Raw genomic sequence first — 26,290 nt, 5'->3', positions numbered from 1 at the left:
AGATAATGGATATTATGAGTATTGTTACTGTGCTGTGGTTCACGATTAAACCTTACCTGTTGTTGATTATATTGCTACTGGTCTTGCTATTACTTAGTCAGATTATTGGTCGTGCCGGTTGGAAACGCAGCACAAGCTTGTCACTCTGGTTGTTGAGTTTCGCGATTGCGATTGTGGCGATGCTTATGGCGCCGATGATAACTGACTCTGAATTACGCTATGTGCTGACCTGGGTAGATAAACTCAGTTTACTGGCTGTTGGCATTGGAGGCTTTATATACAGCTGGTTATTGTTCAGACCCTGGTTAATCAAACGAAAATAACGCTTCAATTTTTCACAGCCAGCTTCATTTTAATGGAAGCTAATATTAAATAAACAACAGTAGGATCAAGTATGAGCAAACTATTAAATCACTGAAGTGAAAACCTTTATTTTTTAACAAAAGACACCAACGCTCTATTCCCTAAGAGATCTAATGCAAGTTTGAGGTATAAAATATGATAAAAGTTAAGTTTTCCCTAATTGAAAGGCTACTCATGCCACTAATCCTGTCTATACTAATGACTTGTGTGATCTCTTTTGTCAGTTCAATCAAAGCATTGGGCTTTAGTGGACTTAGCCTGAGTGGCTGGTTGCAAGCCTGGCTCTGGTCTTGGGTGATAGCTTTTCCAACCTTGTTGCTTGTATTGCCGCTGGTAAAGCAGATGACACAAACTTTGCTGCAACGATTGAAGCGGGCGCAGAACGCCACCCAATACTCTCAACGACCAATGGAGTGAGTTATGGAACTCGATTCCCTATTACTGTGAGAGTATAAAAAATCTGTGTAAGTAGCATTCTATCCATGTATTTGAAAGGCATAAAGAATGCCAGTATCAGACCAGCTTATCGATCAGTTATTAGCTGACTATAAGAATGGCGAGAAACAGCTCGGTGGCTTTGATGAGCCTATCGTCTCGCTCTATGCCAGAGGCATGTCTACCCGCGACATTCAGGCGCATGTTGAAGAAGCCTGTGGGGTTGAAGTCTCGCCGAACGTTATCTCTCAGGTAACGAATGCCGTATTAGACGAAGTGAAAGCCTGGCAGCAACGACCTCTGGCCCCGGTGTACCCGATAGTAAAAACTAAACCGAAAAAGTGGTTCCCTGACCAAAAGCCAACTGGAAGCGTTAGTCAGTGAATAGCCGTTTTTAGACTAAAGGCCTTATGCTTCAGTGCTTTGCAGGGAGAGCAGCGCGGACAGCGATTGTTGTGTATCACGGCGCCTTTATTGCAGGCTTGTGCTCAGGTGTCTCGCGTAGCGCGCTTTCGAGCTTTTTGGTGGCGCTGATATCTACCATGGTAATCACCACGCCGTCTATCATATTATCCAGTCGCCGGTATGGCATAATACGCACTGAAAACCAGCGCTCATCAGTGGTTGGAATTTCTTTTTCACAAAATTTAAGGGTGCGTAACGTCTCGAGTGCATCGTTATGCAGCTGTGGATACTGCAGGCTGCTGGTCAGGTCGCTTAGCGGCCGGCCCAAATCGCTCTCCCGCAAGTTGATAATATTAGCGGCGCGGTCGGTATAGCGGCGGACATTTAGTTGCTGATCTAAAAACAGAATGGCAATTTCAACACTGTTCAGGGTGTTTTGCAGATCGCTCTGCGCCAGCGCCAGGTCATCCAGTTTGCTCTGCAACTCAGTATTAATGGTTTGCAGCTCTTCGTTCATCGACTGCATTTCTTCTTTTGACGTAGTCAGCTCTTCATTAGTTGACTGCAGTTCTTCATTGGTCGATTGCAGTTCTTCATTACTGGACTGTAACTCTTCTTTTGACTCGCGGGACTCTTCCCGCAGGGTTTGAATTTCATCCAGATACTGTTGCTGCACCGCTGCCAGTGAAAAGTTGATACTGTCTGGCGGCGTGTTGATTGTGCTGGCAGCAACATCGCGAAATACGATCATGGTCATACCCTTTAACGCTGCAGGTTCCTGCAGCGCCTGCACTGTAACATCCACCCGCATGGTATCGTCATCGGCAGACAGCGGTAAACCGCGTAAGTTTAACGGCGCACTTTTTACTGCGGATGCTTGTGCTGCAACCTGCTTCAGGGCTAATGCCAGCGGCGCGCGCAACGCTTCTCGCACCATGGCATGAAAGTTCCAGTTAGCTTTGCCGGCAGCCGGCTCCAGATATTTACCGGTGCGCCCGCTGATATAAACAATGTCACCGGCACTGTTCAGTACCACCGCAGCAGGTGCGTAAACCTGCAGCAGCACGTGATCGGCTGCGCTTTGCAGGTTGTCAGGATGCGCAGAAGCTATAGTTTTTGCGGGCACAGGATACTCCTTGCTTGAGGTTAATAATGGTGGAAACGAATGCATTGGTAAATTTCGTGCGGCATTTTCTGGCGGATCCTGGCGCTGAAAGAAGCGCAACTTTGCCTGTAGCGGCACAAACAGGTTTTGGTTACGGCCAACGGTTTCTGAACTGCCTAAAAGTAATACACCATTTTTGCGCAAACTGTAGTGCAGCAGCGGGATTAACTTGCGCTGTAGCAGGCTATCAAAATAGATCAGCAGGTTGCGACAGACAATTAAATCCTGGCGCGTGAACGGCGGATCCAGTATCACATCATGCAGGGCAAACAACACCATATCGCGGACATGCTGTTTTATCTGATAGTAATTGTCATGCCGGATAAAAAACTGCGCTAAGCGCCGGGCGCATACTTGCCCGGCAATGGCCAAGGGGTATTGGCCGTGGCGTGCTTTTGTAATGGCATCCGGGCTGACGTCAGATGCGAAAATTTTTAAACTGAAATGCTGCAGCTCAGGTTGGCGCTCAAGCAACTCGCAAAACACTATTGCCAGCGAGTAGGCTTCTTCTCCGGTAGAACAGCCTATACTCCAGGCGCGTAATGCCGTGTCTTCACTTTGCTGTAACAGCCCGGGCAGGATGCTGCCGGCCAGATAATTCCACACAGCGGTATCACGGAAGAAATTTGTGACACCAATCAGCAATTCTTTAAATAACAAGTCGATTTCCTGAGGATTATCATCAAGAAAATCAGCATATTGCTGCATTGAATCCAGCATGTGTACCGCTACACGCCGTTCAATCCGCCGCTGTAAAGTACTGGTTTTATACAATGAGAAATCATGTCGGGTATGTCGCTGCAAACGGCTGATAATCTGTTGCAATGCACCGGCCGGTGCACTGCTCTGGCCGTGTGGTGCCGCGTTAGTGCGTTTCAGCCTGTAAGGCGGCACCTGCGCGATAACAGACAAGATCTGCGCCGGCAGTTCAGCTGCGCCGGCAATAACATCGACGCAGCCGGTGGCAATGGCGGCTTCAGGCATCGATTTAAACTGTGCCGATGCGGGTTGTTGCACCGCTGTCAGGCCACCTGCCGCGTTAATGGCCTGCACACCAAGGGCGCCATCGTTACCCATGCCAGATAAAATGATGCCGATGGCACTTTTGCCAATTTCGCTAGCGAGTGACTGAAACAAAATATTGATTGGCAGGCGCATACCCCGTTGCTCTTTGGGTTTGCTCAGTTTCAGTTTGCCATCTTGTACCCTCAGCTCGGTATTGGGAGCGATGACATAAACCTGATTGGCACAGACGGCCATGCCTTGTTTGGCTTGTTGCACTTTCATGCGGGTTACCCGCTGTAATAATTCTGGCAACAAGGCTTTCTTGGTCGGGTCCAGGTGCTGGACGATGATCCAGGCCAGACCGCTATCGGACGGAGTATGCAGCAAAAACTGATCTAATGCGTCCAGCCCGCCGGCCGACGCACCAATACCAACCATGCCGCAAGTGGTATTTACGGTAGTGGCGGGATGCAAAGCAGTGCTCACGTTAGCATGATCAGAATAGCTTTGTGATCGGGGCTCAAACTGATGGACAGCCGTAAATTAGCTGCTCCAGCATTGTTGTCTGAGCCTGAGCCTGAGCCTGAGTCTGAGTCTGAGTCTGAGACGTGACAAGCGGTTGTCACAAGCAAGGTAGCATCATGCTGATTTCGCTGCACTCTGGCCAGTGCAGCGCTAAACAAGGGCCGGCAAGCAGCACTAAGCAGCGACAACAATGAGCTACCGCAAAGTGCTTTAGAGAGCGAGCCAGTTTGCTCTGTTGTCAGGGGCGCGAAGAAACGGGTCGCAGTTGCATTAGCTGTGGTGATAATACCATCGGTGCTTAAAATTAAGCAGGCAACCGGATTTATCGCAAAAAACTGCTGATAGCAACTAAGTTCATGGTTAAATTCACGCTCATTGTGCTGCTGTTGTTCCAGCTGCAACCCCAGCTCTACCTGATGCACTTGTAATTCATGCAGGAGTTTTAAGCCATCGCTGGCGGTGTCGGCGCTACTGCTAAGCCGGTACAGCACACTTAGTGCATCGGTGCTGGCGACAAAAGCGCTGCTTAACGGTGCAGCACCTATGCTCAGTTGCAGCTCTGCTTGCTGACGGAGCGGGGTGGTCAGTTGCGGCGGTTCGGGTGGCGTCGTCATGCAAATCTTCTTTAACATAAAAGCATACTGCAGTATAAGCTTATTAGCGGGCGGCAGATAGCTAATGATTTTATAACAAAGGAACTGACATGACCGACATTTTTATGCAGCCAGCCATTGCCCAGGCTCAGAAAAGTGCAACTGATGCTGGACTTTATTACCGCCAGACCTGAGTTGTGGTTTAACGATACTGGTAAGTAAGCTGCCACGACTAAGCGCAACGCAATAACCTGTCGGTTGGTCGCGCCTGTCTGATTAGCGCGTTGCAAAAACCAGAACTGCTACTCATACTTGCTGCAGATTATTCTTAAGTAAACGGACATTCTGCCATGTTGCTTGTCAGAACATTACTGCATGTTGCTGTTGTTGGTTTGTTGCTATTGCTGCCGTTGCTGGCTACCCAGGCTAACCAGCCGGTTTTGGCCAGTGCCGGCTACACCGTATTTGACCAGGTGCATGTGTTGCCGATGGACTCAGAGCAGGTGCTGCGCAATCAGCGGGTGGTGGTGCAGGGCGATCGTATTATTGCGGTGGGTAACGCGGCTGACGTTGTCATACCTGACGGCGCTAAGGTTATTGATGGCAATGGCCGCTATCTGTTGCCAGGCCTGGCTGAAATGCATGGCCATGTGCCGCCGCTGGCTGATTTTAGTGGGATCCCGGCGCGCTATTTAGACGATGTATTGTTTTTGTATCTGGCCGGTGGCGTCACCACAGTGCGCGGTATGCTGGGCCATGATCAGCAGTTACGCTTAAAAGACGATATTGCCAGTGGTAAACGCTTAGGGCCAACCTTATACCTGGCTGGCCCCAGTTTTAATCAGCATACGGTTACCTCAGCCGAACAAGCCCGTGAGCGGGTGCGCCAGCATAAAAGTGAGGGCTGGGATCTTCTGAAAATTCATCCGGGTTTAAGCCTTGCGCACTATCAGGCCATTGCTGATGAAGCAAAAAAGCAAGGTATTGATTTTGCCGGCCATGTGCCCGAAGCGGTGGGCATAGAGCAGGCAATTTTGCTTGGTAGTCGAACTATTGATCATCTCGATGGCTATATGGCTGCACTGGGTGGTTTTGATAAACCTGTAACAGCCAACGATCTGGCACCGCTGGTCGCGCTGACCAAACAACATAATGTTGCGGTCGTGCCCACCGAAGCCTTATGGCTGACCATTATCGGCGCAGCGGATAGAACAAAGCTGCAAGCATTTGACGAGCTGAAATATATGCCGGCCCAGGTTATTGCCGGCTGGCAGCGCTATTTGCAGCAGGCCAGTGGCAGCTATTACACTGGCGACACCGCAGCACTGCATGCAGCAAACCGTCAATTGTTGTTACGCGAATTATACCGGGCCGGTGTTACCATTTTAATGGGCACCGACGCGCCGCAGCTGTATAGCGTGCCGGGCTTGTCGCTGCGCCGGGAAATACCGAAAATGACCGCAGCGGGCATCAGTAATTATGATATTTTGCGCAGCGGCACTGTGCTGGTGGGCGAATATTTTGCTGATAAAGACCGCTTTGGCCAGGTTAAAACTGGCCAGCGTGCCGATTTACTGTTGCTTGATGCTAATCCGCTGGCTGATTTATCGGTGCTGTATCAACCCGCCGGCGTGATGGTGCGCGGCCAGTGGCTCAGCCGCAGTGAACTTGATACTAAGCTGGCAGAGATAGCCGCGGCGCGACAGGCAGAATCTGCTGGCCGCCAATAATAGTTAAAGCTGCAGCAGATAATTGCGTGCACGGCGAGCAGTACAAAACAGTAAAAAAGGAAGAAAAAGGGCAACCAGGCCTTTTTCTTCCCGCAGTTTCAGTTAATAGTGATGCTTTTCAGTTCTTTTTTCTTACCTGGTGCTTTTGCCAGATGTATTTGTAATAAACCGTTCTTGCATTCGGCTTTTATATGGTTTTGATCAACATAGTCGGGCAAACGAAAGCTACGCACGAAACTGCCATAGCCTCTTTCCAGCCGATGATAATTGTCTTTCTCATCTTTATGTTCGTACTTACGTTCACCACTAATCACCAGCATATTGTCGTTAATTTCAACTTTCAGATCTTTTCGCTCCATGCCGGGTGTGTCTAAGCGCACCATTATTTCATGGTCCTTTTCAACTATATCCATGGCCGGTGTCCATTGCGCTTCTAACGGCAAGCCATTACCGCCATTAAACAGTGCATTAAATTTGTCATACAGACTGCCGAATTGGTTGAAGGGGTCCCATTGTGCCAGCGGGCCGCCGATTGGTATTAAGCTCATCATTTATCTCCTTATTGAGGGGTAAAGTGTCAGGCCACAGCCGCGGTTTTTGCCAGGGTTCTGTGGGTACAAATAGAGGCCAGCGTATCAGCCACTTCATTGGCTTTTACCTGCTTACCGCTGTCCCGTTTATATGCGGCAGCAATGTCATTCAGCGACAATATGCCTACCAGCTGTTTTTTGTTATTAATTACCGGCAAACGTCGGAGCTGTTTAGTCTGCATCAGCTGCTCTGCCTCGGCCAAATCCTGCTCCGGACCAATACTGATCAGGGTTTTAGACATAACATCTTTAACCGGAATATCACTTAATGGCAGGCCCTGAATAAAGCCGGCCATGGCGATATCGCGGTCTGTGATCATGCCGATCGCCTGTTGGTCGTTGTTTAGCACAGGCAGGGCACCGCAGTCGGCTTCCCACATTATTTTTGCAGCCTGCTGCAGGGTTTCATCAGCGTGGATACATTTGATATCGGGGTTCATACAGCTTTTAATTTTCATGTTGTTCTTCCATGCAGTTAATACTGATTGAAGAATAGCCGCTGCAACGCACAACGGGTTTAGGAAAAAACCATGTTTTAGAGTAGGGGGATTACCTAAAGCCTGCTGTTAGGCATGCTGTGGCAAAGGGCGGCTATTTTGTCATCATCCAGGTAACGGCATGGTGAATAAGGCTGTTGTTATCGGTAATGGCCAGCTTTTCCTTGATATGTTCTTTATGCGAGTCAATGGTTTTACTGCTAAGGTTTAATTCGCTGGCAATCCGCTTGGTCGAGTAGCCTTTACCTAACATCATATAAACTTCCAGCTCGCGGTCAGTCAGCTTTGCTTCGCCAGACAGGTGTTGAGGTGATTTGTGATTAAAATTAGATTGAAGTAAGGTGTCAGCCATAGCATCGCTAACATAAATCCGGCCCTGTAATACCCGGCGAATAGCCGGGACAATATGGCTGATGGTATCGGTTTTATTGATATAGCCGTTGGCGCCGGCCTTAATAACCCGCTCGGCAAATAGCTGCTCATCGTACATTGACATTACCAGGATGGGCAATTTACTGCCCTGAGCCCGCAAGTGTTTGAGCAATTGCAAACCATCACCTTCAGCAAGCAGCAGATCCAACACCAGCATATCAGGCTTAAGTTTCGGGATCAGTTGCAGTGCGGTGCTGACAGATTCAGCTTCACCACAGATTTTAAGGTCGGCTTCTGCCTCGATTAACGCAGCTAGGCCGCAACGAAAAACCGGATGATCATCAATTAACAATAGCTTGCTCATATCTCAGTCCTTTGTAATCTGGTGTTAGCGGCAGGCTTGGTATACAGGCATTCAATGAGGGTACCGGTGGTGGCAGAGGAGCTGATCGTCAGATGCGCCCCGATAACGTGGGCGCGAAAATGAATATTGCGCAGGCCATTGCCAACATTAATCAGCCGGTTATCACGGACTTTCAAGTCGGCTGGTAAGCCTTTGCCATTGTCCTGAATACTTAGTTGTATCGTATTATCCTGCTGCAGCAGGTTGACATCAATCCGGCTGGCATCGGCATGTTTCAGGGCATTATAAATAGCCTCGCGGGCAATCCGGTATAATTGCACTTCAACACTATAGGCCTCGGCCTGCCATAGCCCTTCACAATTGAAATTAACCTTAACCCCATTACTAAAGGTGTTACAGCTGTTTACAAAGGTGGTTAAGGCTTCCTGCAGACCCTGATCTTCTAACTCAACAGTGGCGAGCTCATTAATAATAGCTCTGATATTACGAACATTGTGCAGCAATGCATTACCCAGCTGCTGTAGTTGTTGCTGTAGCAGGGTATCGCTGCCCGTTAACTGCCGGGTGATGCCCTGCAATTGCATACTTAAGCCCATCAGGTTCTGGCCCAGCTCATCATGCAATTCCCGGCTGATACGATTGCGCTCCGCTTCGCTCACGAGTATGGCCTGGTTCTCTATGTCAACCAATTCCCGACTGATCTTATTGCGCTCCATCTCGCTGGCCAGTAAGGCTTCGTTTTCTAATTTAACCAGCTCTGACATGTCACGGATAACCCCAACAAAAAGGGCAGAATGCTCAACTTTTGTTACCGATATATGAATAGGCAGCAAATGGCCTGCTTTGTGTTTTGCTGCCAGTTCTCGGCCTACGCCAATGATTCTGGGTACGCCAGTTTGCAGATAATTCGCCATGTAATGCTGGTGCGCGCCAGCATACGAGGCCGGCATCAGCAATGAGACATTCTGGCCAATCAGCTCGGCAGGCTGATAACCAAAAAGTTGCTCAAGCGCCTGATTTACCTGCATAACATTGCCATGGTGATCGGTCATAATAACAACGTCGGTAACGGTATTCAGAATGGTCTGCAGCGCTTGCCCGTCGATATTCAACCCGCTATGCATGCAAGTTCCTCTTGCTTATTATTAATGCAATTAATTATAGCCATTATATGCATGGTTGCTAATTTTGTGCTGCTTATTTGTAGGGTATTTTCCTAAACGCTGATCCGACTGCGCCTGATATAGAACCGTGGTCACTTTACATACAATACCTGTATTGCTCATCTGATAAGCATTGCGGCAAGTAGTTCAGGTTTGACCTTCAGTCTGCTCAGGCAAGTTATTATTAATGATTATCCGGAGGATATATGACAGCGGGCAACAATGGCCTAAATACTCAATCTGAGCGATTAACAAGCGATGTTGCTGCAGAGGCTACAGCAGGCCAGGCTAACACCAGGGGGGAATACTGGGCCATAGTGCTGGCTGGCGGGCGTGGCGAAAACATGAACGCGGCTGGCAGCGAGGGCCCGGGGCGTTACCGGCCAAAACAATTTTGCCGCTTATCCGGCGCGCTTTCCATGCTGCAATATACCTGGGGCAGGGCCCGGCAAATTGTGGCTAGCGCTAATATTGTTACGGTGTCGGTGACTGAGCAGGTTCTGTATTTTGAAGAAATGGGCGAGAATACTATTCCCGGCACTGTGCTGTACCAGCCGGAACATAACGGCACCGCTGCGGCTGTTTATCTGGCCTTAGCCCATATTCTGGCGTTAGACCCGGATGCCAGTGTGCTTATTATGCCCTCGGATCATTATATTTTCCCTGAGGCCCGCTTTGTGGCGCTGGCCAGTGAGGCGTTGGCTTATACGTCTACCGATCCTGAGCGTGTGGTCTTGCTTGGCGCCGAATCTCGCTGGCCTAATCAAGACTTTGGCTGGATTGAGACCACAACCGGTCGAGCCGGCGCCAGCTTACAGCCGGTTCTGGCCTTTGTTGAAAAGCCCGATACGCTGCAAGTACAACGTCTGTTTAGCAATCACGCCTTGTGGAGCACCATGATCATCGCCGTTAAGGGTGAATTGCTATGGCAACTTGCCAGGGCATTGCAGCCAAAATTTTATCTGTGTTTTTTATATCTGCACCGTTTATGCATGGAAGCGCGCTTTGGCAATTCATTGAGAGAATCAATGGATACAGCCATCGGCAAGACCTTTCAGCATATGCCAGCACTGGACTTCTCTAACGACATATTGCAACACATTACCAGGCAATGCCGGGTACTGCCGATGACTGATATCGACTGGGATGACTGGGGGCGGCCAGAGCGCATATTGCAATCTTTAGAAAGATACGGCCTGGATAGTTGGTTTAATCAGCCGCATCGCAGTATCCGTTAGCTGGCAGTGCAATAATTATTGCGACCTTATGTAAAGGAACGTTGATTGGCCACCAAACCCCATGTAATTCAGCTGGCGATTTGGCTGCTGGCTGCCTTACCGGCAGCACTGGCGCTGCTGTTTGTTACGCCGGCAGATTATGCCTCCAGCGGCACTGTACTTAATATGCTGGGCCGGCTAAGCGGCATTTGGGGGCTGAGCTGTCTGTTAGTTGCCGCCATGCTGAGCTGCCGGGTACCCGGCTTTGATCAGCCCTTCGGTGGGCTGACCAAGTTATGGCAGCTGCATCATAAGTTAGGGCTAAGCGGTTTTATCTTGCTACTGGCTCATCCGCTGCTACTGGCGTTTGGCGCGGCTGAAGAGTCTCTGACGGCTGCCGTAGCCAGCTTATTTTCAACCAGGCTAGCGCTGCTGGCTGGCTGGGCGGCACTGCTGGCTTTAATGGTGTTTATGCTGCCAACCTTTCATCTGTTGGGTGAGCCGGATTATCAGCGTTGGAAAAAGTTGCACCGGCTTGCGGGTATTACGGTGCTGTTTGGATTAAGCCATACCATGGCGCTAGGCCGCACTTTTCCTGCCAGCTGGCATGCTTTGCTGTGGGGTAGCTCAGGCCTGCTGGCACTAAGTGCTATGGCTTATCGCTGGGTATTTTCGCGTTATTATGGCCGCTATTCGTATCGGATCAGTAAGGTATCACCTCTGGCTGATAGCGTGGTTGAGTTAAGTTTACAGCCTCTGACTAAGCCGCTGCGTTACCGGCCGGGGCAATTTGTCTACCTGAGACCCGATGCGTTGGAACTTAGCGCCGGCAATGGCGAAGAACATCCTTTTACCCTGTCTTCTGCGCCGTCTGCACCGGTACTACGCATTTGCATTAAGGCGCTGGGTGATGCCAGCCGTGCCTTGCAGCATATTGCCGTTGGCTCTTGTGTAACGGTAGAAGGGCCATACGGTAATTTTTTGCCGTTAAGCATGGCGCCGGGCCGCAGTTTGTGGATAGCTGGTGGCATTGGCATAGTGCCGTTTCTCAGTTATCTGAGGCACAGTGCCAGCCAGCATAACGCGCTAGATGTGCAGCTGATTTATTGTGTGGAAGATAAGGCTCATCTGCTGTTTGCGGATGAGTTGTCGCAGTTGGCGGCAACAATAGACGGTTGCCGGCTGACGGTGCACTTTTTCAACCGCGATGGGCCGCTGGACAGCCGCTTTGTTGCTGAGCATTGTCCGGATGTCAGCGCCCGGAAGGTGTGGATTTGCGGCCCGGCGCCCTTGCTTTGTCGCAGTCGGGCTATACTGCGCCGTGCGGGTGTCGCAACCGGGGATATCGTCACCGAAGCGTTCACCCTGTTGTAACCTCGTCCAGGAGCTTGCGATATGAAACAACTGAGTTTTGCTGCTTTTATCAGCTTTTGGTCAGTGGCGGGCACGCTGTTTGTCTTATCTTTATTGGTGCCAGCTCCGCGTTCGGTTGAGCCGGCTGATCGGCGCTATACTTTGCAAGACATAGCCCGGCACCACAGTGTGGATGATTGCTGGATGGCTATTGCCGGGCAGGTTTATGATTTCAGCCAATTTATACCTAAACATCCGGCGCCAGCGGCAACTATGGTGGCCTGGTGTGGTAAAGAAGCAACACAAGGCATGAAAACCAAAGGTTATGGCAACGACCATAGCCCGGCGGCCTGGGCGATGGCGGAGGCGTATCGTATCGGTGTGCTTAAATCAGAATAACAGTGCCAGCAAGCTGCAGTTGTCCTTTTTATACTGATATTTTTTTGTCATCAGTGTCATCCCTGGTGGCGCTAACTGCTGAATTACCCGCTATATCGGAGATTTACCTAGCAGGCATTCCGCCTTGCCCCCATCAGTAACACCTGATACCTGCGTTAAAGTCACTACTTAAGCTCATTTATGTAGCTAATCAAATGCGATGTCGCGCTGTATCAACGTCGTTTATGACTATTCCACACTCAATTGTTACGCAGGAGGAAACATGGGGTCCAGCAGATTTTATATGTCCGCTCAGGATGGCAATAATACGGTGTCGGATGCAACAGCAAAGCACCGTCAGTCGAACCAGGCTGGGTTACATTGCTGGGCCATCGTGCTGGCTGGCGGCAGGGGTGAACGCATGCGTGAGGCGATCAGCCAGTGGTTAGGCAGCAACCGGCCTAAACAATTCTGCCGTTTTACCGGCGAGCATACCATGCTGGAATATACCTGGGACAGGGCCCGGCAAATTGTCGGCAGCGCTAATATTGTCACGGTATCGGTCGCTGATCAGGCGGTATATTTTGAGGAGTTGGATCCTGATACGATACCCGGTACGGTGTTGTATCAGCCGGAACATAATGGCACCGCTGCGGCTGTTTACCTGGCGTTAGCCCATATTCTGGCATTGGACCCGGATGCCAGTGTGATCATTATGCCCTCAGATCATTTTATTTTTCCTGAAGCGCGCTTTGTGGCGCTGGGCTGCGCGGCGCTGAGTTATGCCGCTGCTGATCCTGAGCATCTGGTTCTGCTGGGCGCTGAAGCGCGCTGGCCTAATACCGACTTTGGCTGGATTGAAGCTACTACCGCGCGTTCAAGCAACGAGTTAATGCCCGGCGCAATGTTGCAGCCGGTTTTGGCCTTTGTTGAAAAACCCGATAATCAGCAAGCGCGACGTCTGTATAGTAACAACGCCCTATGGAGCACCATGATCATCGCCACTAAGGGCCAACTGTTATGGCAACTTGCTGAGGCGCTGCAGCCAAGATTTTTTCTGTGTTTCTTATATCTGCATCGTTTGTGCTTGGAAACCCGCTATGGCAATAGGCTCAGAGAAGCTGCCGACAAGGCTATCGTTAATACTTTTCAGCATATGCCAGAACTGGACTTCTCTAAAGACTTACTGCAAAACGTTACACAGCAATGCTGGGTAATGCCGATGACAGACATTGACTGGGATGACTGGGGCCGGCCAGAGCGCATACTGCAGTGCATAGAGAAATACGGCCTGGACAGTTGGTTAAATGAGCCCAGTCGCAATATTTGTTAGTTGCAGGTTTCAGCTGCTTTACTTTGATAATGTGCTTAACTAAGGTTGCAGTTAACCGGGGGCCTGTGACTATCCGGTGTCAGCATGGTAAATCAGATGAAAGAGATAAATGTTAATAGCAACCCCGCTGAACTGAGACAAATGCTGGACTATCTTGGGGTCGCGGCTTTCGTGATTGATGTGATCTCTGCTAACGAGTTCCGGCTGGCGGCGATTAATGCCCGGCACGAGCAGCTAAGTGGTATGAAACACGATGAGGTTGCCGGGCGCAGTGTCGATGTGTTGCTGTCACCCGGGACGGTAGCACTGCTGAAGGCCAATTATCGCCGCTGTGTTCAGGAGAAAGCGGCCACTGACTATCAGGAAACGCTTGATTTACCTATAGGCCGCACCTACTGGCAGACCAGTTTGGTGCCTTTCTTTGATCAAGCCGGCAAAGTAACCCGCTTGCTGGGTACTGCTTACGAAATCAGTGATCAGGTGCATCTTGAGCTGGAAGCACGTTATCAGTCTACCGTGATGAGCGTGTATCTGGATGAGTCACCTGACGGCATTCTGGTGGTCGATGCCAATAATCGGATTAAAACCTGGAACCGTCGTTTTCTGGAAATATGGCATATTTCCGAGGCGATAATGGCTGCAGGCGATGGCGAAGCGGCACTTGGTGCTGTGGTTGAGCAGCTGGCCGAGCCCGACAGTTTTGTCAGGCGGATCAAAGAATTGTATGTCTCGCTGAATGAAGAGGAGCAAGGGGTTCGGATCCAGATGAAGGATGGCCGGATCTTGGAGCGCTATTCGCGAGGTCTGCATGCACCAGAAGGCCATTACTGGGGGCGTATCTGGTTTTATCGTGATGTTACTGAGCTGCAGCGCATGACTGAACAGCTACTGCATATGTCGCAAACCGATCCGCTTACCGGCATTGCTAACCGGCGGGTATTTATGGAGCGGCTGCACGAGGAATATCGCCGGGCGCAGCGTTATAAGCATAACCTCAGCGTGTTAATGCTCGATCTCGACCACTTCAAACAGGTTAACGACCGGAATGGTCACGCCACCGGCGATACTGTCCTCAGAGAATTTGTGCGGGTTATAACACCAGAAATTCGTGCCAGTGATTGTTTTGCGCGCTTAGGCGGTGAAGAGTTTGCCATCCTGCTGCCAGAAAGCCGCTTGGGTTCAGCCCGTCAGTTTGCGCAGCGGTTATGCCAGGCCGTTGCTGCCCTGACATTTGACAGCCCGCAGGGTGCATTCGGGGTGACTGTCAGTATCGGTGTGGCGACGCTTTGCGATAGTGACGCGAGTCCGGAACAGTTGATTAATCGCTCGGACAAGTGTCTTTATGCCGCCAAATCAGAGGGACGCAACCGGGTGCGTCCCAGAGGTGATACTGATGATTGTGAAGAACCAGAAAAACGACTCAACCCCGGGTTATAGCGCGGCAGTTTCCTGCCGCAGCGTATTTGACTACGTCTGTTACTGGCAACTACCACAACAACTTTGGCCATCGACGCCGTGACTGGCAGCGGCCGGCTGCACAAACAAAATCTGATTTTCCAGCAAAATATGCTGCATTAAATCTTCTTTCAGCTCCTGTAATGCCAGATAGAGTGCTGTCCAGGTATTGCAGGCACCATCTGGTAACCTGATGTTATTGGTCAGCTTATCCAGGGTTTCCAGCGCATCACCATGTTGCAGGTGTTCTTCCTCCATTACGCTAATTGGTCCTGCCGGATAAATTCCGCCGGCTAACATAGGGAACAAAATTTGCTCTTCTTTTACCATGTGGCTTTCCAGCTCCTGATACATGTCTTCCAGGTGCTGAGTCAGCCCGCTCGGGCAGTTCGGATCATCCGCATGCACATGCTCAACCCGCCGGGCCAGGCGGATAACCTCAGGCAGTTGCAGGCGGTGACGCTGGTGAAAGCGCAGCAGAATATGCTCAATCAGTTCCTTCACCGGTTTGCTGCGCCAGTCGGTTAACTTGGCGTCTTGTTGTTGTAATTGCTGCAATGCACTGAGAATTGGCGTGGCATCCAGCTGTTTTTTGGCCAGAGCGTCACGCAGGCTATGTTGGCCACCACAACAAAAATCCAGTTTGTGCTGATGAAATACCGCGGTGGCGCCGGCAAGGGTAGTGGCTATCTGCCCTAAAGACTGATCTAAAAATGATATAGGTGTGAAAGACATAGTAACTCCTGCTGGTGCAAATTAACGGGCGCGTTAACAACGCGGTTAGGCTTAAAGAGCAAGAGTCAGGCCAAAACTACCACCTTTGATTTATATAGCTTTATTTGGGGCTGTGGTAAATTACACCCAGTTAATTCAGGGTAATATCTACCCGAGGGTAAAAACTACCATGCTGCAAGAAAGTTTAATTGCTGATTTAGTAACCGATTTACCCGCTGCTGTGCGCTTGCAGCGGCTGGTTAGCACCCTGCGCAGCCATTTTAGCTGCGGTGCAGTAGGCTTGCTCAGGCTGGAGCATGATGTACTGAAACCGGTGGCATTGCATGGTTTGGTGCGTGAAGCGCAGGGCCGGCGTTTTGTGGTGGCTCAGCACCCGAGGCTGGCCGCTATTCTGGCCAGCCGCCAGCCGGTAAGGTTTGAACCTGAGTCTGAATTACCCGACCCCTACGATGGTTTATTAGCCGGGCAACCCGGACAGGCACTGCCGGTGCATGATTGTATGGGGATTGCGCTCTATATTGAAGGGCGCTGCTGGGGTGTGCTTACCCTGGATGCGTTGCAACCAGGCAGTTTTTCTCAGGCAGCGATCTATGAACTGCAGCGCTATAGCTTGCTGGTAGAAGCCGCCGTGCGGATCACCGAGCTGGAGCAAGCCAACCGGGCTCTGCGTGTTAATCATCAGGCCGGTGAGCAGCAATTTGAACCGGCCGCTAAACAACGTTATGAGCTGATCGGCCAGAGTAAAATATTACAGCAAATTTTGCAGGAGCTAACGGTAGTAGCCAGCTCCGATCTGCCTGTGTTGTTGCTTGGTGAAACCGGTGTGGGTAAAGAGTTATTTGCCCGTCATTTGCATCGTAGCTCAGGCCGTGCTGCTAAGCCGATGATTTATGTAAATTGCGCGGCACTGCCTGAAAGTCTGGCTGAAAGCGAGCTGTTTGGCCACAATAAAGGCGCTTTTTCCGGTGCGCACAGCGAGCGTGCCGGCCGTTTTGAAGCGGCAGATGGCGGTACCTTGTTTTTAGATGAAGTAGGCGAGTTACCACTTTCCGTGCAAGCGAAATTGCTGCGGGTACTACAAGACGGTGAAATCCAGCGCCTGGGTTCAGACAAAACCCGCCAGGTTAATGTGCGGTTGGTAGCGGCAACTAATCGTGATTTAAAACAACAAGTTAAAATTGGCGAGTTTCGTGCTGATTTATATCATCGTTTATCGGTATATCCATTGCCGATCCCGCCGCTGCGTGAACGACCAGACGATATTCCGCTGCTGGCGGGCCATTTTCTGGAGCTGAACCGCAGCCGGCTGGGGCTGCGGGCGCTGAGATTATCCAGTGATGCGGAACTGGCGTTGTTAAGCTATGACTGGCCGGGCAATGTGCGTGAGCTGGAGCATGTAATCAGCCGGGCGGCGATTAAAGCCTTAAGTCATGGCGCATTGCGTACCGATATTGTTACTCTTGAGGCGGTATGGCTTGATCTGGATACTGTGCCTGCCGCTATTGAGCATAATGAATCACATGCTGTGCTGCAACTTGACGGCATACCCCTGAAGCAAGCTGTCAATCAATTGCAACGCCAGATGATCCAGCAAGCGATCAGTCAGCATGCTGGCAGCTGGTCGCAAGCCGCCCGTCAGCTTGAACTGGACCCGAGCAACCTGCATAAACTGGCACAGCGGCTGGGTTTGAAATAAATGGGGCCAGACAGATAAGGAAACAAATGTGGGCTTTAGGTAAAATGTTGCTATGGCGGCTGCTGGCACTCGGCAGTTTAGCGCTTGGGCTTATCGGTATTCCGTTGCCAGGTCTGCCCACGGTACCTTTTATTATACTCAGTGCCTGGTCGGCTGGTAAAGGTTGGCCTGCTCTGGAGCAACGTTTGCTGGCACATCCGCAATTGGGCCCATCGATCCTGGCTTGGCGCCAGCATGGCGTAGTACCACGGCGCGCCAAATATCTGGCCACTGGCATGATGTTGCTAAGCCTTGTGCTGTTGCAGCTATCTCAGGCACCGCTACTGTTAAAACTAGTGTTACCGTGCTTTTTATTACTGGTGGCGCTTTGGTTATGGCGCCGCCCCGAACAGGCTATTCAGGAACATGACGATGACAAAGCCGACTAACCCGCCAGCGTTAAACAGGCAGCAGGCCCTGCGCTACAGCCGCCAGTTAATGTTGCCGGCACTGGATTTTCGTGGCCAGGAAGCGCTGCTGGCAAGCAAAGTGCTGCTGGTGGGCATGGGTGGCCTTGGCTGCGCTGCTGCGCCTTATCTGGTGGCCAGTGGGGTAGGGCAGCTGACGCTGGTGGATGATGACAACATTGATAGTAGCAATTTACAACGGCAAATCCTGTATCGCGAGGCCGACATCGGGGAAAGTAAAGTACAACAAGCTGTCGCCAGCTTACGGCAGTTAAACTCTGAAATTGCAATCAATGCGTTGCAGCAGCGGTTAACTGCTGAGGATTTGGCTGCATTGGTACCGCAATTCTCTCTGGTGCTCGATTGCACTGACAACCTAGCTACCCGAAATGCTATTAATGCGGCATGCGTTCAGGCTAAAGTGCCATTAGTCTCTGGTGCCGCTATCCGCTTTGAAGGCCAGGTAGCCAGTTTCAGCATGCAGGGCGAGGGCGCCTGTTATCACTGTCTGAGCCAGCTGTTTGGTGAGCAGCAACTCACTTGTATGGAAGCCGGTATTTTAAGCCCGGTAGTGGGCGTTATCGGCACTATGCAGGCGCTGGCAGCGGTGAAAATTCTTGCTGGCGTTGGCACACCGCTGTATGGCAAATTGCAGTTGTTTGATGCGCTAACAGGCCAGTGGCAGCAGTTTAGTTTAAATAAAGACCCGGCGTGCGCTGTTTGTGGCGCTGGTTAACGCGATTAGGGAGAAAAAATGCAACTTCCTCTGGTTACGACCCGTTGGCTTGACGCTAATTTAAATGCTGCCGAACTTGTGCTTATCGATGTCAGTATGCGCAAGATCGTTGGCAAAGAAGCCATTGTATACCCGACACCATTGTTTATACCGGGTAGCAAACGGCTTGATTTAGAAACTACCTTGTGTGATGTAAATTCATCGCAAGCTAATGCCTTTCCTACCGAGGCGCAGTTCACCGGGGCTGCACAGCGCCTGGGTATAAACTCCGATAGTATCGTGGTGCTGTACGATAATCAGGGCACTTATGCCGCGCCGCGGGCCTGGTGGATTTTCCAGGCGATGGGCGTTAAAAATGCGTTTGTGCTGGATGGCGGCTTAGCGCAGTGGTTGTCTGAAAAAAGAGCCGTGGTAGCAACGCTGGCTGGCCCCGCAGCTGCAGCTGGCGATATTCAGGGGGCGTTGCAAGCAGGCTTGGTATGTAACTCAGATTATATCTTTGCGCATCTGGCCAGTGGTCAGCTAGCTATTCTTGATGCGCGCTCTCACGAAAGATTTCTGGGTTTAAAGCCAGAGCCAAGGGCAGGGGTGCGCAGTGGCCATATTCCTTATTCGTTAAATCTGCCGTTTGCTGAGGTGTTGGATGGGCATTGCTTTAAAAATCCTGAGCAATTAGCGCAGATATTTTCAAAGCTGATCGGTAGCAAAACTCAGCCGCTGGTATTTTCCTGTGGCTCAGGCATTACCGCCTGCATTATTTTGCTGGCTGCAGTAATGGCTGGCTACCAGAACGTAACCTTATACGATGGCTCATGGGCTGACTGGGGAAGCAATGCTACTTTGCCAGTTGCATAACAATATTGGTGCGGGAGGATAAATGGCAGCACATCAGACGCAAATGCAGGGCTTTGCCAAATATAATCTTGAATTTAATGGCCGGTTGTTCGCTCTGGTGGCTGGCTTAACTGACAACGAGCGTAAAAAAGATCTGGGGGCCTTTTTTGGCTCAATTCACGGCACGCTGAATCATATCCTGCTGGCAGACCGCATTTGGCTTGGCCGTTTTGCCAGGGCTTTTCCTGATATGGCAGCATTGCAAACCGCGACGTTGGTTTATCAGTTCTCGTCATTACGCGATGAGCTATGCCCAGACTTTGCCGAGCTTAGCGCCCAAAGAAGGGTGACTGATCAGGTAATTGTCAGCTGGGCGGCAGAGTTAACCGATGAGCAACTTGCCAGTACTATGCGCTACAGCAATTCGCAGGGGCAATCGCGAGAACACCCGACCTGGGTTGCAGTGGCGCATATGTTTAATCACCAAACCCATCACCGTGGCCAGATCACCACCTTGTTGCACCAGCTGGGATACGATGCTGGCGTTACTGATTTTGTTGCCTATGTGTCATAAACAGGAAATAGTAGAAATACGTGGTGCAGGTGGGCCCCGCAGCGACTGCCGGGTGGCCCATCTTGGCTTTTATCTATCCGGCTGATCTGCCGTTAAAAGCCACCATTAAAGTTGGGGTGCAGGTTGCTTTGGTTGTGGTTGCTGCCGCTTTCCCAGGTTTGACCACTGCCGCCTGTTGGCCCTTTACGGGTTTTCCATTCAAAGTTACCCGGATCCGGAATAGTTAGTTCCCACACATTGCCGCTTGTCCAGGTCGCTTCAATACCACCGCTCCAGTTGCTTAGCTCTGGGCTGCTACCGGTGAAAAACAGCGAAAAGCCATAGCCGACATCTTTGGTCATTCTTAACGTAATGCTTGCCGGCTGCTGGACGCCTGGCTGGGGTACCCACACCGACCAGCCGCTACTTTCGCTGACATTTAGCGGGAAGTTGGCGTAGCCCTGGGCATCTGTGGTGACGGTGCCCGTAACATTACCTGTGTAGTCGTAGAAGGTGGTGTTGGGCTGGTGGCTGTTCATCCAGAAAGATTGCTGCACCCCCCAGTTGCGGCCTGAGATCAGCATCACCAGTCCAGTGCCTGGCACATCATTTAGCCCGGCCCGCACGTAAGCATACACGGCTTCGGTATTGCCAGCGTATTCGTGGCCTGGGCCATAAGCAAAGTAGCGGCGGGCTTCAATCAGTTTATCCAGGGTAGGGGCCATGCCAAACTCGTCGTAGTCACGGGCAAATACGGCGGGTATGCCGTGCTCGCGCAGCAGAATATAGGCATACGCCTGATTTTTGTAATTAATAACCTGTGGCATACCATACGGATTACCGGCGCGGCTGGTGTCGTGGTTGTCGACAAAAGTAACCGCCCGCTCACGATGGTGGCTGTTAACCAGGCCACCCCACCAGCGCATATCTTTGTTGCCACTGCTTAGTAACACAAACTCATCACGCAAATTAAAATCGAAGGCGCGCAAATGCGGGCTATTGACCGCATCGAGATAACCGCTGATATCACTGACCCAGGCTTCTGCCACGAAAAAAATATCCTCAGCGGTGGCCCATTGCACATGATTAATCCAGTTGCGGGTAAAATCGGTATCTACATGGGCGATAGCATCCATCCGAAAGCCGCTAAAGCCAACATCATTGATAATCCACTCACCCCAGGCTTTCATTTCCTGCTGTACTTCAAAGCGGTTGTAATCGACGTCTTCCCCCATCAGGTAAGGGAAGTGGTAAGTATTACCCCACCATTTGCCTGGGTACAAGGTGTTGTCTGAACCGTTAAAGGTGGTCCAGTCCCAGTTAAAATCGTGCCACAGGTAGTCCCAGTTTTGTTCAGTGTAATGTGCCTGTCGGCCCTGCAGATAATATTGGGTCCAGGCCATGCCAAAACCGGGGATATCTTCCTGTGCATCAGCCCCCATCCGGTGGTTAAATACTACGTCAAAATAAGCCTGAATGCCCAGCTGATCCAAGGCGCCAAGCGCCTGCTGCAACTGCTGGCGACTGCCGTAACGGGTTGCTGTGGTGCCTTTTTGATTAAATTCGCCCAGATCCCAGAAATCGTACACATCGTAGCCGACACTGTTGCTGCCGTTCATCGCTTTTGCCGCCGGGGGCAACCACATTGAGGTAATGCCACGCTCGGCCAGCGGCGCGGCCATAGCGGGTAAGTCTGCCCATAAGCCCGGGTAGGCGTCCCAGTAAAAAGCCTGGTACATAGTGTTATTCACTTGCTGCGCCGGAATTTCTGGCAGGTCGCTGGCATATAGACCCAGCGATAACGTCAGTGCCGATAACGCCACGGCGCTTTGGCGCCAGCATTTCAACAATAAAGGGTTAACTGTAATTTGCATGGTGATACCTGAAAATAAGAAGTGTATTTTCGGCCTGTAGTTGTACTACCCCGGCATCTTGCCATGCCGTCCCACGACGATTTCCGTGTTGTTACCTCATGCGTATCCAGACGCGACAAGTGATACGAAACAGACCTCACGTGCTTTGCTTCAAATTTGCGCAAAGCGCTATTGTTATGGCCAAGCTGGTGCAGGGATACAACATGAATACGTATGCAACGCTTAATCAACCTTTATTTTGCACTAAAATAGGGAAAATTACCTGGCAAATGTGAACTTGCCGCAATCAGCGAACCCGCTGCCGATAGGCATTGGGGGGCAGCAGAAACTTAGGCACAAAGGCGCGCCTGAAGGCGTTGCTACTTTGATAATATGCTGCTGTTACTAAGCAGCGCTATGCGCTTTTAACATGAACTGTTAGTGTTAAGCCTGACAATGGCCGAAAAGTAAATTCAGTGTCTTTTCGGTTATCGCTATAGTTGGCAGAGGTTCAAATATGACAGATATCTATATGCAGGCGGCCATAGCCCAGGCCAGAAAAAGTTTAGCCCAGGGCGGTATTCCTATTGGCTCGGTGCTGGTTATCGATGGCAAGATTGTTGGCGCCGGTCATAACCAGCGGGTGCAGCAGGGCAGTTGTGTACTGCACGCCGAAATGGATTGCCTGGAAAATGCCGGCCGCTTAACTGCCGCCGATTATCGCCGGGCGACGTTGTACTCTACCTTGTCACCCTGCGATATGTGCAGCGGCACGGTATTGCTTTATGGCATTCCAAAGGTAGTGATTGGTGAGAACCAAACCTTTCAGGGGCCGGAGGCTTACGTGCAAAGCCGTGGCGTTATCCTGGAGAACCAGCATAATGCTGAGTGCATTGCGCTGATGCAGGATTTTATTGCCGCTAAGCCAGAGCTGTGGTTTGAAGATATTGGCAAATAAGTGCCCACAGCTTTGGCTATTAAAACCGGTAGCATGCTTTGAGCCCTTAAGTTGTGTGACACTTAACTTGCAGTTGGCGGCAGGATATCGCTGTGCACCATCTGCAGCAGTTTATAGGCATCGCCTAAATCGCAGTTTTCGTGGTCGCGTTTTTTGTAGCCCAGGGACGTAAGCTCTATATGCCAGGTGGGTACTACGTCTACCGTTGCCAGGGTTTGTTTTACACAATTCAGCGCACAGCCATCTACCGCCAGAATAGCCCGGCCGGATTGGGCTATCTTTACCAGTTGTTTAACCTTGCCACCAACGCCAGCAATACAAGACATTTGCGCTGAGCCTTCACGGTCAAGTACCACGGCTAAATCATTGGCCAGTTGCGCCACGTTGGAGCAGCCAGAGCAGGAATAGACTAAAGGCTTGTTGTTAGATTCGGTGTTCATACCGGGCTCTCCTGTTAAATAACGTGGTCAGACTATTTATTCAGTGTAGAGGCCCTGGCAATACGCGACTTGATACAAATCAAAGCTGCTGTACGCTTACCCCTTCAGAGGTAATGTTGGTAAAGGCGAAGTAGGTTTGAGTGAGGGCTGTATAACGCCGGTTGCAACTCCCGCTATGCTCGCCACAGCAACTCGCCCTCTTGCCTGCGGCAGGGCTCAGACACTCTGTGGCTGCGCTATCGTGATTCCAACCTAGCTTTGATAATAAGCTTTAGCAATCACCTGTTAACCTGGCCGACCATCTGGTCTTGGTGTAGTTAACACCGGAAAATACACTACAACATAGAGTAAATACGCCAGCACCCAGCCGCCGACACCCAGCCACAACCATTGCATGGTTTGTGCTGGCCACAGCCAAATCAATAGTGTGCGGCTAACTGCCGCAGCCAGCACCAGCAAAAATGCCAGTGACATAATGGCTTTTGGCTGCAGCACCCGGCCACTGTGGCCTAAGGATACCCGGGCCATCATGCTTAATATCATAGCGCCCATGGCGCCTGCAGTCAGCGCATGCAGTGCAATACTATTACTGATGTTAAAACCAGCATAACGTGCACTATAAAGCGCCAGGCCAATGGGAATGCACCAGTAGGCCAGATGCAGCGACCATAACAGCGGCACTTTTAAGGTTATCCAGATTTTCCAGCGCAGGCAGCGCAGGGCGGTAAGCGCCGCGCTAACGGCAAATAAAGCACTCATTGCCAGTGGTGGCAGGTATTTGCTCAGCGCAAAAAAGTGCAGCACAAATATCAGCCATAATGAACCCAAAGCGGCGCGGTCAAGCCACAGCCAGGCGTCAACTTTCCTGGTTTGAGTGCCATTGGCGGTAAACATTGGCAGTACCCGGCCGCCGACTATCGCCATCAGTAAGGTAATCAGCCACACTGCATTCTGGCTACCGAGCTGGATCAGCTCATAGCGGTTAGTGGCAACGCCGATATACATCAGTGCATTACAGGCAGTAAGTAACAGCAACACTGGCACAAAAAACAGGTTGCGCTGCTGGCCAGTCTGCAACAAAGGTTTGGCCAGCAACCAGGCGCAAACCGGTAAAAAGCTTAAGTCGATGGCGGCGACCAGATACAGTGGTAGTCCCTGGCCAAACAGTAACACCAAGCGGCCACTTAGCCATAATAAGCTAATCAACAACAGGCTTTTACCATGTGGCGCGCGCAAGCCGGTCCAGTTCTGTACCGCCGTCAGTAAAAAACCGATGATAATGGCACAGACAAAACCAAACAGCATTTCATGGCTATGCCAGAACAACACATTGGCAAAGGGTTTAAGCTGAATATGGCCAGATAGCGCCAGGCCCCACAACAGCATGGCAATGGCACTGAACGCCGCCCCAAATAAAAACATTGGCCGAAACGCCTGGCGTAACAGCGGCAACAGCTTTTGCTCGGTTGCCAGATCAGTTATTTGCATGCTTTATCCTCGTGGTTAAAAGTATCGTTCTCATCCAATAAAAAATTGTTGCTTCGGGCTACTGCCAGCTTTTGCTGGTATTGCGCGGCCTGATTGGCAAAAAACATGGTGATCATACATAGCGCCAATACGCCGTATAAAATCATAAAACAGCCGGTGACGATGCCAAGTGCGTCCTGCGCCAAACCAAATAAAATAGGCAGGGTACAACCCCCCAGCGCACCAATGGCTGCTACAAAGCCACCGGCGCTACCCATATGGTGCGGGTAGTAGTCGTGAATCACCTTATACACACTGGCCCGGCCAAAGCCCTGGGCGACGCCTATTACAAAAATCAGCAAGGTAAACCACCAGACGTTTAAGCCGATTTCCAGCTGCACATCTTTTTCCAGACCATGAATAATCAGGGTAGTGGGCGGGTAACTGAGAAAAAACAAACAAATAATACAGACCCAGAACACACTCCAGTTAACCGCCCGCCCGCCGTAGCGGTCGGCAAACCAGCCTCCCAGCGCCCGCACCATGCTGGAGGTTGCAACAAAAAACAAGGTAAAGGCCATCGCTTGTTGCGCGTTCATTTCGTAGGCTTGCATATAGTATTGTGGCAGCCACAACAACAGCGCTAAAAAGCTGCCAAACACAAAGTAGTAATACAGTGAAAAGCGCCAAATCCGGGCATCGCCGGCCAGTTGGCGCAGGCTCAGCGCAGCGGTGTTAGTATAAGCCTGCGGCGGCTCGGCCGGTGATAACAGCGCAAACAGCACGGTGATCAGCAACATACCTGCTGCATACAAGGGGCCGACCCACTGCCAGCCAAGATAGTGGATGGCCAGTGGCACCAGCACAAAGGTAATAGCCACCCCGGCATTGCCCACGCCAAATAGCCCCAGTGCCCGGCCCTGACGGCTGGAAGCAAACCAGCTACTGACATAGCGCACGCCAAAGGTAAAAGATACGCCACTGATGCCAAACCACAGGCCCAGCCATAAATAACCACTGTAGCTGCTGACCAGGGGTAACAATAACAGTGCCGGGATCACCGCCAGCATCTGATACAGCCATAAACGGCGGCTGCTGATCCGATCTGCCAATATGCCAAAAGGGATCCGCAGCAGGGCGCCACTGAAAATAGGCGCGGCCAGCAAAATGCCATACTCGGTAGCACTGAAGTTAAGTTGTTGCTGCAACGGGATGCCCATTACGGCATATAAGGTCCAGACCGAAAAACAAGCGGCAAAAGCCAGCGTTGCCAGCAATAAAGCACGATTGGCACCAGGCAGCGTGGCCTGCGCCAGTGTGGTGGGAGCATAGTGCGCCATAGCAAAATATCCGCTTCAGATCATTATGGTTAGTGTAACGCCAAAGCAAGGCTCTGCCGCAGCAAAGAGGGCGTACCTCTGACGCGCCGGTGAGCGCCGCGCTTACTCGCAGACTAACCCTAAGTGGGTATCTGGCGCTGAATTATGGCGTGGCGGCGGCATGCCAGGCGCTACCTATAAATTGGTATCTGCTTGTTTTTGAAAGTAAAATGACTTGTTTTGCTTTGTTTTGTATCAATGATTTTATGGCCAAGGCTCTCTACACTGGGCGCAGTTTATTGTTAATCCT

25 protein-coding genes and 1 pseudogene are annotated in these 26,290 nt (G+C 51.0%); 15 read left to right on the top strand and 11 right to left on the bottom strand.

The window, feature by feature from the left end:
* Positions 1–5 precede the first annotated feature (5 nt).
* The 3 genes and pseudogenes from WG68_RS02275 to WG68_RS02265 all read left to right on the top strand — a co-directional run.
* Positions 6–323 (top strand): hypothetical protein, encoded by a 318-nt coding sequence (locus tag WG68_RS02275; protein ID WP_046556043.1) that lies wholly within the window; start codon positions 6–8, stop codon positions 321–323.
* Between the two features lie 175 nt (positions 324–498).
* Complete coding sequence (locus WG68_RS02270) at positions 499–780, top strand: DUF2798 domain-containing protein (protein WP_046556042.1); 282 nt, start codon at positions 499–501, stop codon at positions 778–780.
* A 114-nt stretch (positions 781–894) separates the two neighbouring features.
* Positions 895–1,122, top strand: a pseudogene (locus WG68_RS02265) (transposase); the annotation flags it as partial.
* A 136-nt stretch (positions 1,123–1,258) separates the two neighbouring features.
* Here the strand turns inward: WG68_RS02265 and WG68_RS02260 are convergent.
* A complete protein-coding gene (locus tag WG68_RS02260; protein ID WP_046556040.1) occupies positions 1,259–3,811 on the bottom strand; it encodes a chemotaxis protein CheB in 2,553 nt (850 codons plus the stop codon).
* Between the two features lie 44 nt (positions 3,812–3,855).
* A complete protein-coding gene (locus tag WG68_RS18990) occupies positions 3,856–4,512 on the bottom strand; it encodes a hypothetical protein (RefSeq protein WP_052748919.1) in 657 nt (218 codons plus the stop codon).
* A gap of 329 nt (positions 4,513–4,841) precedes the next feature.
* Here WG68_RS18990 and WG68_RS02250 point away from each other — a divergent pair, with 329 nt between their 5' ends.
* Complete coding sequence (locus tag WG68_RS02250; RefSeq protein ID WP_046556039.1) at positions 4,842–6,221, top strand: amidohydrolase family protein; 1,380 nt, start codon at positions 4,842–4,844, stop codon at positions 6,219–6,221.
* A 98-nt stretch (positions 6,222–6,319) separates the two neighbouring features.
* Here the strand turns inward: WG68_RS02250 and WG68_RS02245 are convergent, their stop codons facing one another.
* From WG68_RS02245 to WG68_RS02230, 4 genes are all read right to left on the bottom strand, one after another.
* A complete protein-coding gene (locus tag WG68_RS02245; protein ID WP_152663011.1) occupies positions 6,320–6,772 on the bottom strand; it encodes an Hsp20/alpha crystallin family protein in 453 nt (150 codons plus the stop codon).
* Between the two features lie 26 nt (positions 6,773–6,798).
* A complete protein-coding gene (locus WG68_RS02240) occupies positions 6,799–7,269 on the bottom strand; it encodes a CBS domain-containing protein (protein ID WP_052748918.1) in 471 nt (156 codons plus the stop codon).
* Between the two features lie 133 nt (positions 7,270–7,402).
* Positions 7,403–8,044 carry a response regulator transcription factor gene (locus WG68_RS02235; RefSeq protein ID WP_046556037.1) on the bottom strand — a complete coding sequence of 214 codons (642 nt, stop codon included), beginning with the start codon at positions 8,042–8,044 and terminating at the stop codon, positions 7,403–7,405.
* Positions 8,041–9,168 (bottom strand): PAS domain-containing sensor histidine kinase, encoded by a 1,128-nt coding sequence (locus tag WG68_RS02230; RefSeq protein WP_046556036.1) that lies wholly within the window; start codon positions 9,166–9,168, stop codon positions 8,041–8,043. Before WG68_RS02230 ends, WG68_RS02235 begins: the two co-directional genes overlap by 4 nt.
* 245 nt (positions 9,169–9,413) lie before the next feature.
* Between WG68_RS02230 and WG68_RS02225 the strand changes: the two genes are divergently transcribed.
* The 5 genes from WG68_RS02225 to WG68_RS18985 all read left to right on the top strand — a co-directional run bounded on the left by WG68_RS02225 (position 9,414) and on the right by WG68_RS18985 (position 14,925).
* Entirely contained in the window at positions 9,414–10,445 is a 1,032-nt protein-coding gene (locus WG68_RS02225) for a sugar phosphate nucleotidyltransferase (protein WP_046556035.1), read from the top strand.
* A 45-nt stretch (positions 10,446–10,490) separates the two neighbouring features.
* Entirely contained in the window at positions 10,491–11,798 is a 1,308-nt protein-coding gene (locus WG68_RS02220) for a ferredoxin reductase family protein (protein ID WP_052748917.1), read from the top strand.
* 21 nt (positions 11,799–11,819) lie between these two features.
* Positions 11,820–12,176 carry a cytochrome b5 domain-containing protein gene (locus WG68_RS02215; protein WP_046556034.1) on the top strand — a complete coding sequence of 119 codons (357 nt, stop codon included), beginning with the start codon at positions 11,820–11,822 and terminating at the stop codon, positions 12,174–12,176.
* 262 nt (positions 12,177–12,438) lie between these two features.
* The gene (locus WG68_RS02210) at positions 12,439–13,488 is read left to right on the top strand and encodes a sugar phosphate nucleotidyltransferase (protein ID WP_161796341.1); all 1,050 of its coding nucleotides are present in this window, start codon (positions 12,439–12,441) and stop codon (positions 13,486–13,488) included.
* A gap of 96 nt (positions 13,489–13,584) precedes the next feature.
* Complete coding sequence (locus WG68_RS18985; protein ID WP_161796340.1) at positions 13,585–14,925, top strand: sensor domain-containing diguanylate cyclase; 1,341 nt, start codon at positions 13,585–13,587, stop codon at positions 14,923–14,925.
* 39 nt (positions 14,926–14,964) lie between these two features.
* Here the strand turns inward: WG68_RS18985 and ytfE are convergent, their stop codons facing one another.
* Positions 14,965–15,678 carry an iron-sulfur cluster repair protein YtfE gene (ytfE, locus tag WG68_RS02200; protein ID WP_046556032.1) on the bottom strand — a complete coding sequence of 238 codons (714 nt, stop codon included), beginning with the start codon at positions 15,676–15,678 and terminating at the stop codon, positions 14,965–14,967.
* A gap of 169 nt (positions 15,679–15,847) precedes the next feature.
* Between ytfE and norR the strand changes: the two genes are divergently transcribed.
* From norR to WG68_RS02175, 5 genes are read left to right on the top strand one after another with little or no spacing between them, the layout of a single operon-like run.
* A complete protein-coding gene (gene norR, locus WG68_RS02195) occupies positions 15,848–17,374 on the top strand; it encodes a nitric oxide reductase transcriptional regulator NorR (RefSeq protein ID WP_046556297.1) in 1,527 nt (508 codons plus the stop codon).
* A gap of 26 nt (positions 17,375–17,400) precedes the next feature.
* Positions 17,401–17,802 carry a YbaN family protein gene (locus WG68_RS02190; RefSeq protein WP_046556031.1) on the top strand — a complete coding sequence of 134 codons (402 nt, stop codon included), beginning with the start codon at positions 17,401–17,403 and terminating at the stop codon, positions 17,800–17,802.
* Positions 17,786–18,556 carry a HesA/MoeB/ThiF family protein gene (locus WG68_RS02185; RefSeq protein ID WP_046556030.1) on the top strand — a complete coding sequence of 257 codons (771 nt, stop codon included), beginning with the start codon at positions 17,786–17,788 and terminating at the stop codon, positions 18,554–18,556. The genes WG68_RS02190 and WG68_RS02185 overlap by 17 nt, the downstream gene beginning before the upstream one ends.
* An 18-nt stretch (positions 18,557–18,574) precedes the next feature.
* On the top strand, positions 18,575–19,411 hold the full coding sequence (locus WG68_RS02180; protein ID WP_046556029.1) for a sulfurtransferase: 837 nt from the start codon (positions 18,575–18,577) through the stop codon (positions 19,409–19,411).
* Positions 19,412–19,433: 22 nt separating this feature from the next.
* Positions 19,434–19,964, top strand: coding sequence for a DinB family protein (locus tag WG68_RS02175; RefSeq protein ID WP_046556028.1), 531 nt, complete (start codon positions 19,434–19,436; stop codon positions 19,962–19,964).
* Positions 19,965–20,056: 92 nt separating this feature from the next.
* Here WG68_RS02175 and WG68_RS02170 read toward each other — a convergent pair whose 3' ends face one another.
* Entirely contained in the window at positions 20,057–21,817 is a 1,761-nt protein-coding gene (locus WG68_RS02170; RefSeq protein WP_046556027.1) for an alpha-amylase domain-containing protein, read from the bottom strand.
* A 496-nt stretch (positions 21,818–22,313) separates the two neighbouring features.
* Between WG68_RS02170 and WG68_RS02165 the strand changes: the two genes are divergently transcribed.
* Positions 22,314–22,754, top strand: a complete 441-nt coding sequence (locus WG68_RS02165) for a nucleoside deaminase (protein ID WP_046556026.1) — start codon at positions 22,314–22,316, stop codon at positions 22,752–22,754.
* A gap of 62 nt (positions 22,755–22,816) precedes the next feature.
* On the opposite strand, the gene WG68_RS02160 is transcribed toward WG68_RS02165, so the two are convergent.
* From WG68_RS02160 to WG68_RS02150, 3 genes are all read right to left on the bottom strand, one after another.
* Positions 22,817–23,194: a putative zinc-binding protein gene (locus tag WG68_RS02160; protein WP_046556025.1), complete on the bottom strand. Its 378-nt coding sequence runs from the start codon at positions 23,192–23,194 to the stop codon at positions 22,817–22,819.
* Between the two features lie 285 nt (positions 23,195–23,479).
* Positions 23,480–24,682: an NnrS family protein gene (locus WG68_RS02155; protein WP_046556024.1), complete on the bottom strand. Its 1,203-nt coding sequence runs from the start codon at positions 24,680–24,682 to the stop codon at positions 23,480–23,482.
* The gene (locus WG68_RS02150) at positions 24,673–26,001 is read right to left on the bottom strand and encodes an MFS transporter (RefSeq protein ID WP_046556023.1); all 1,329 of its coding nucleotides are present in this window, start codon (positions 25,999–26,001) and stop codon (positions 24,673–24,675) included. The genes WG68_RS02155 and WG68_RS02150 overlap by 10 nt, the downstream gene beginning before the upstream one ends.
* Between the last annotated feature and the right edge of the window lie 289 nt (positions 26,002–26,290).

This window comes from Arsukibacterium ikkense (genome assembly GCF_000987775.1).
In the GTDB taxonomy this organism is placed as follows: Bacteria; Pseudomonadota; Gammaproteobacteria; order Enterobacterales; family Alteromonadaceae; genus Alishewanella; species Alishewanella ikkense.
The sequence above is the reverse complement of the archived record's forward strand: the minus strand, read 5'-3'. Positions and strand labels throughout refer to the sequence as shown.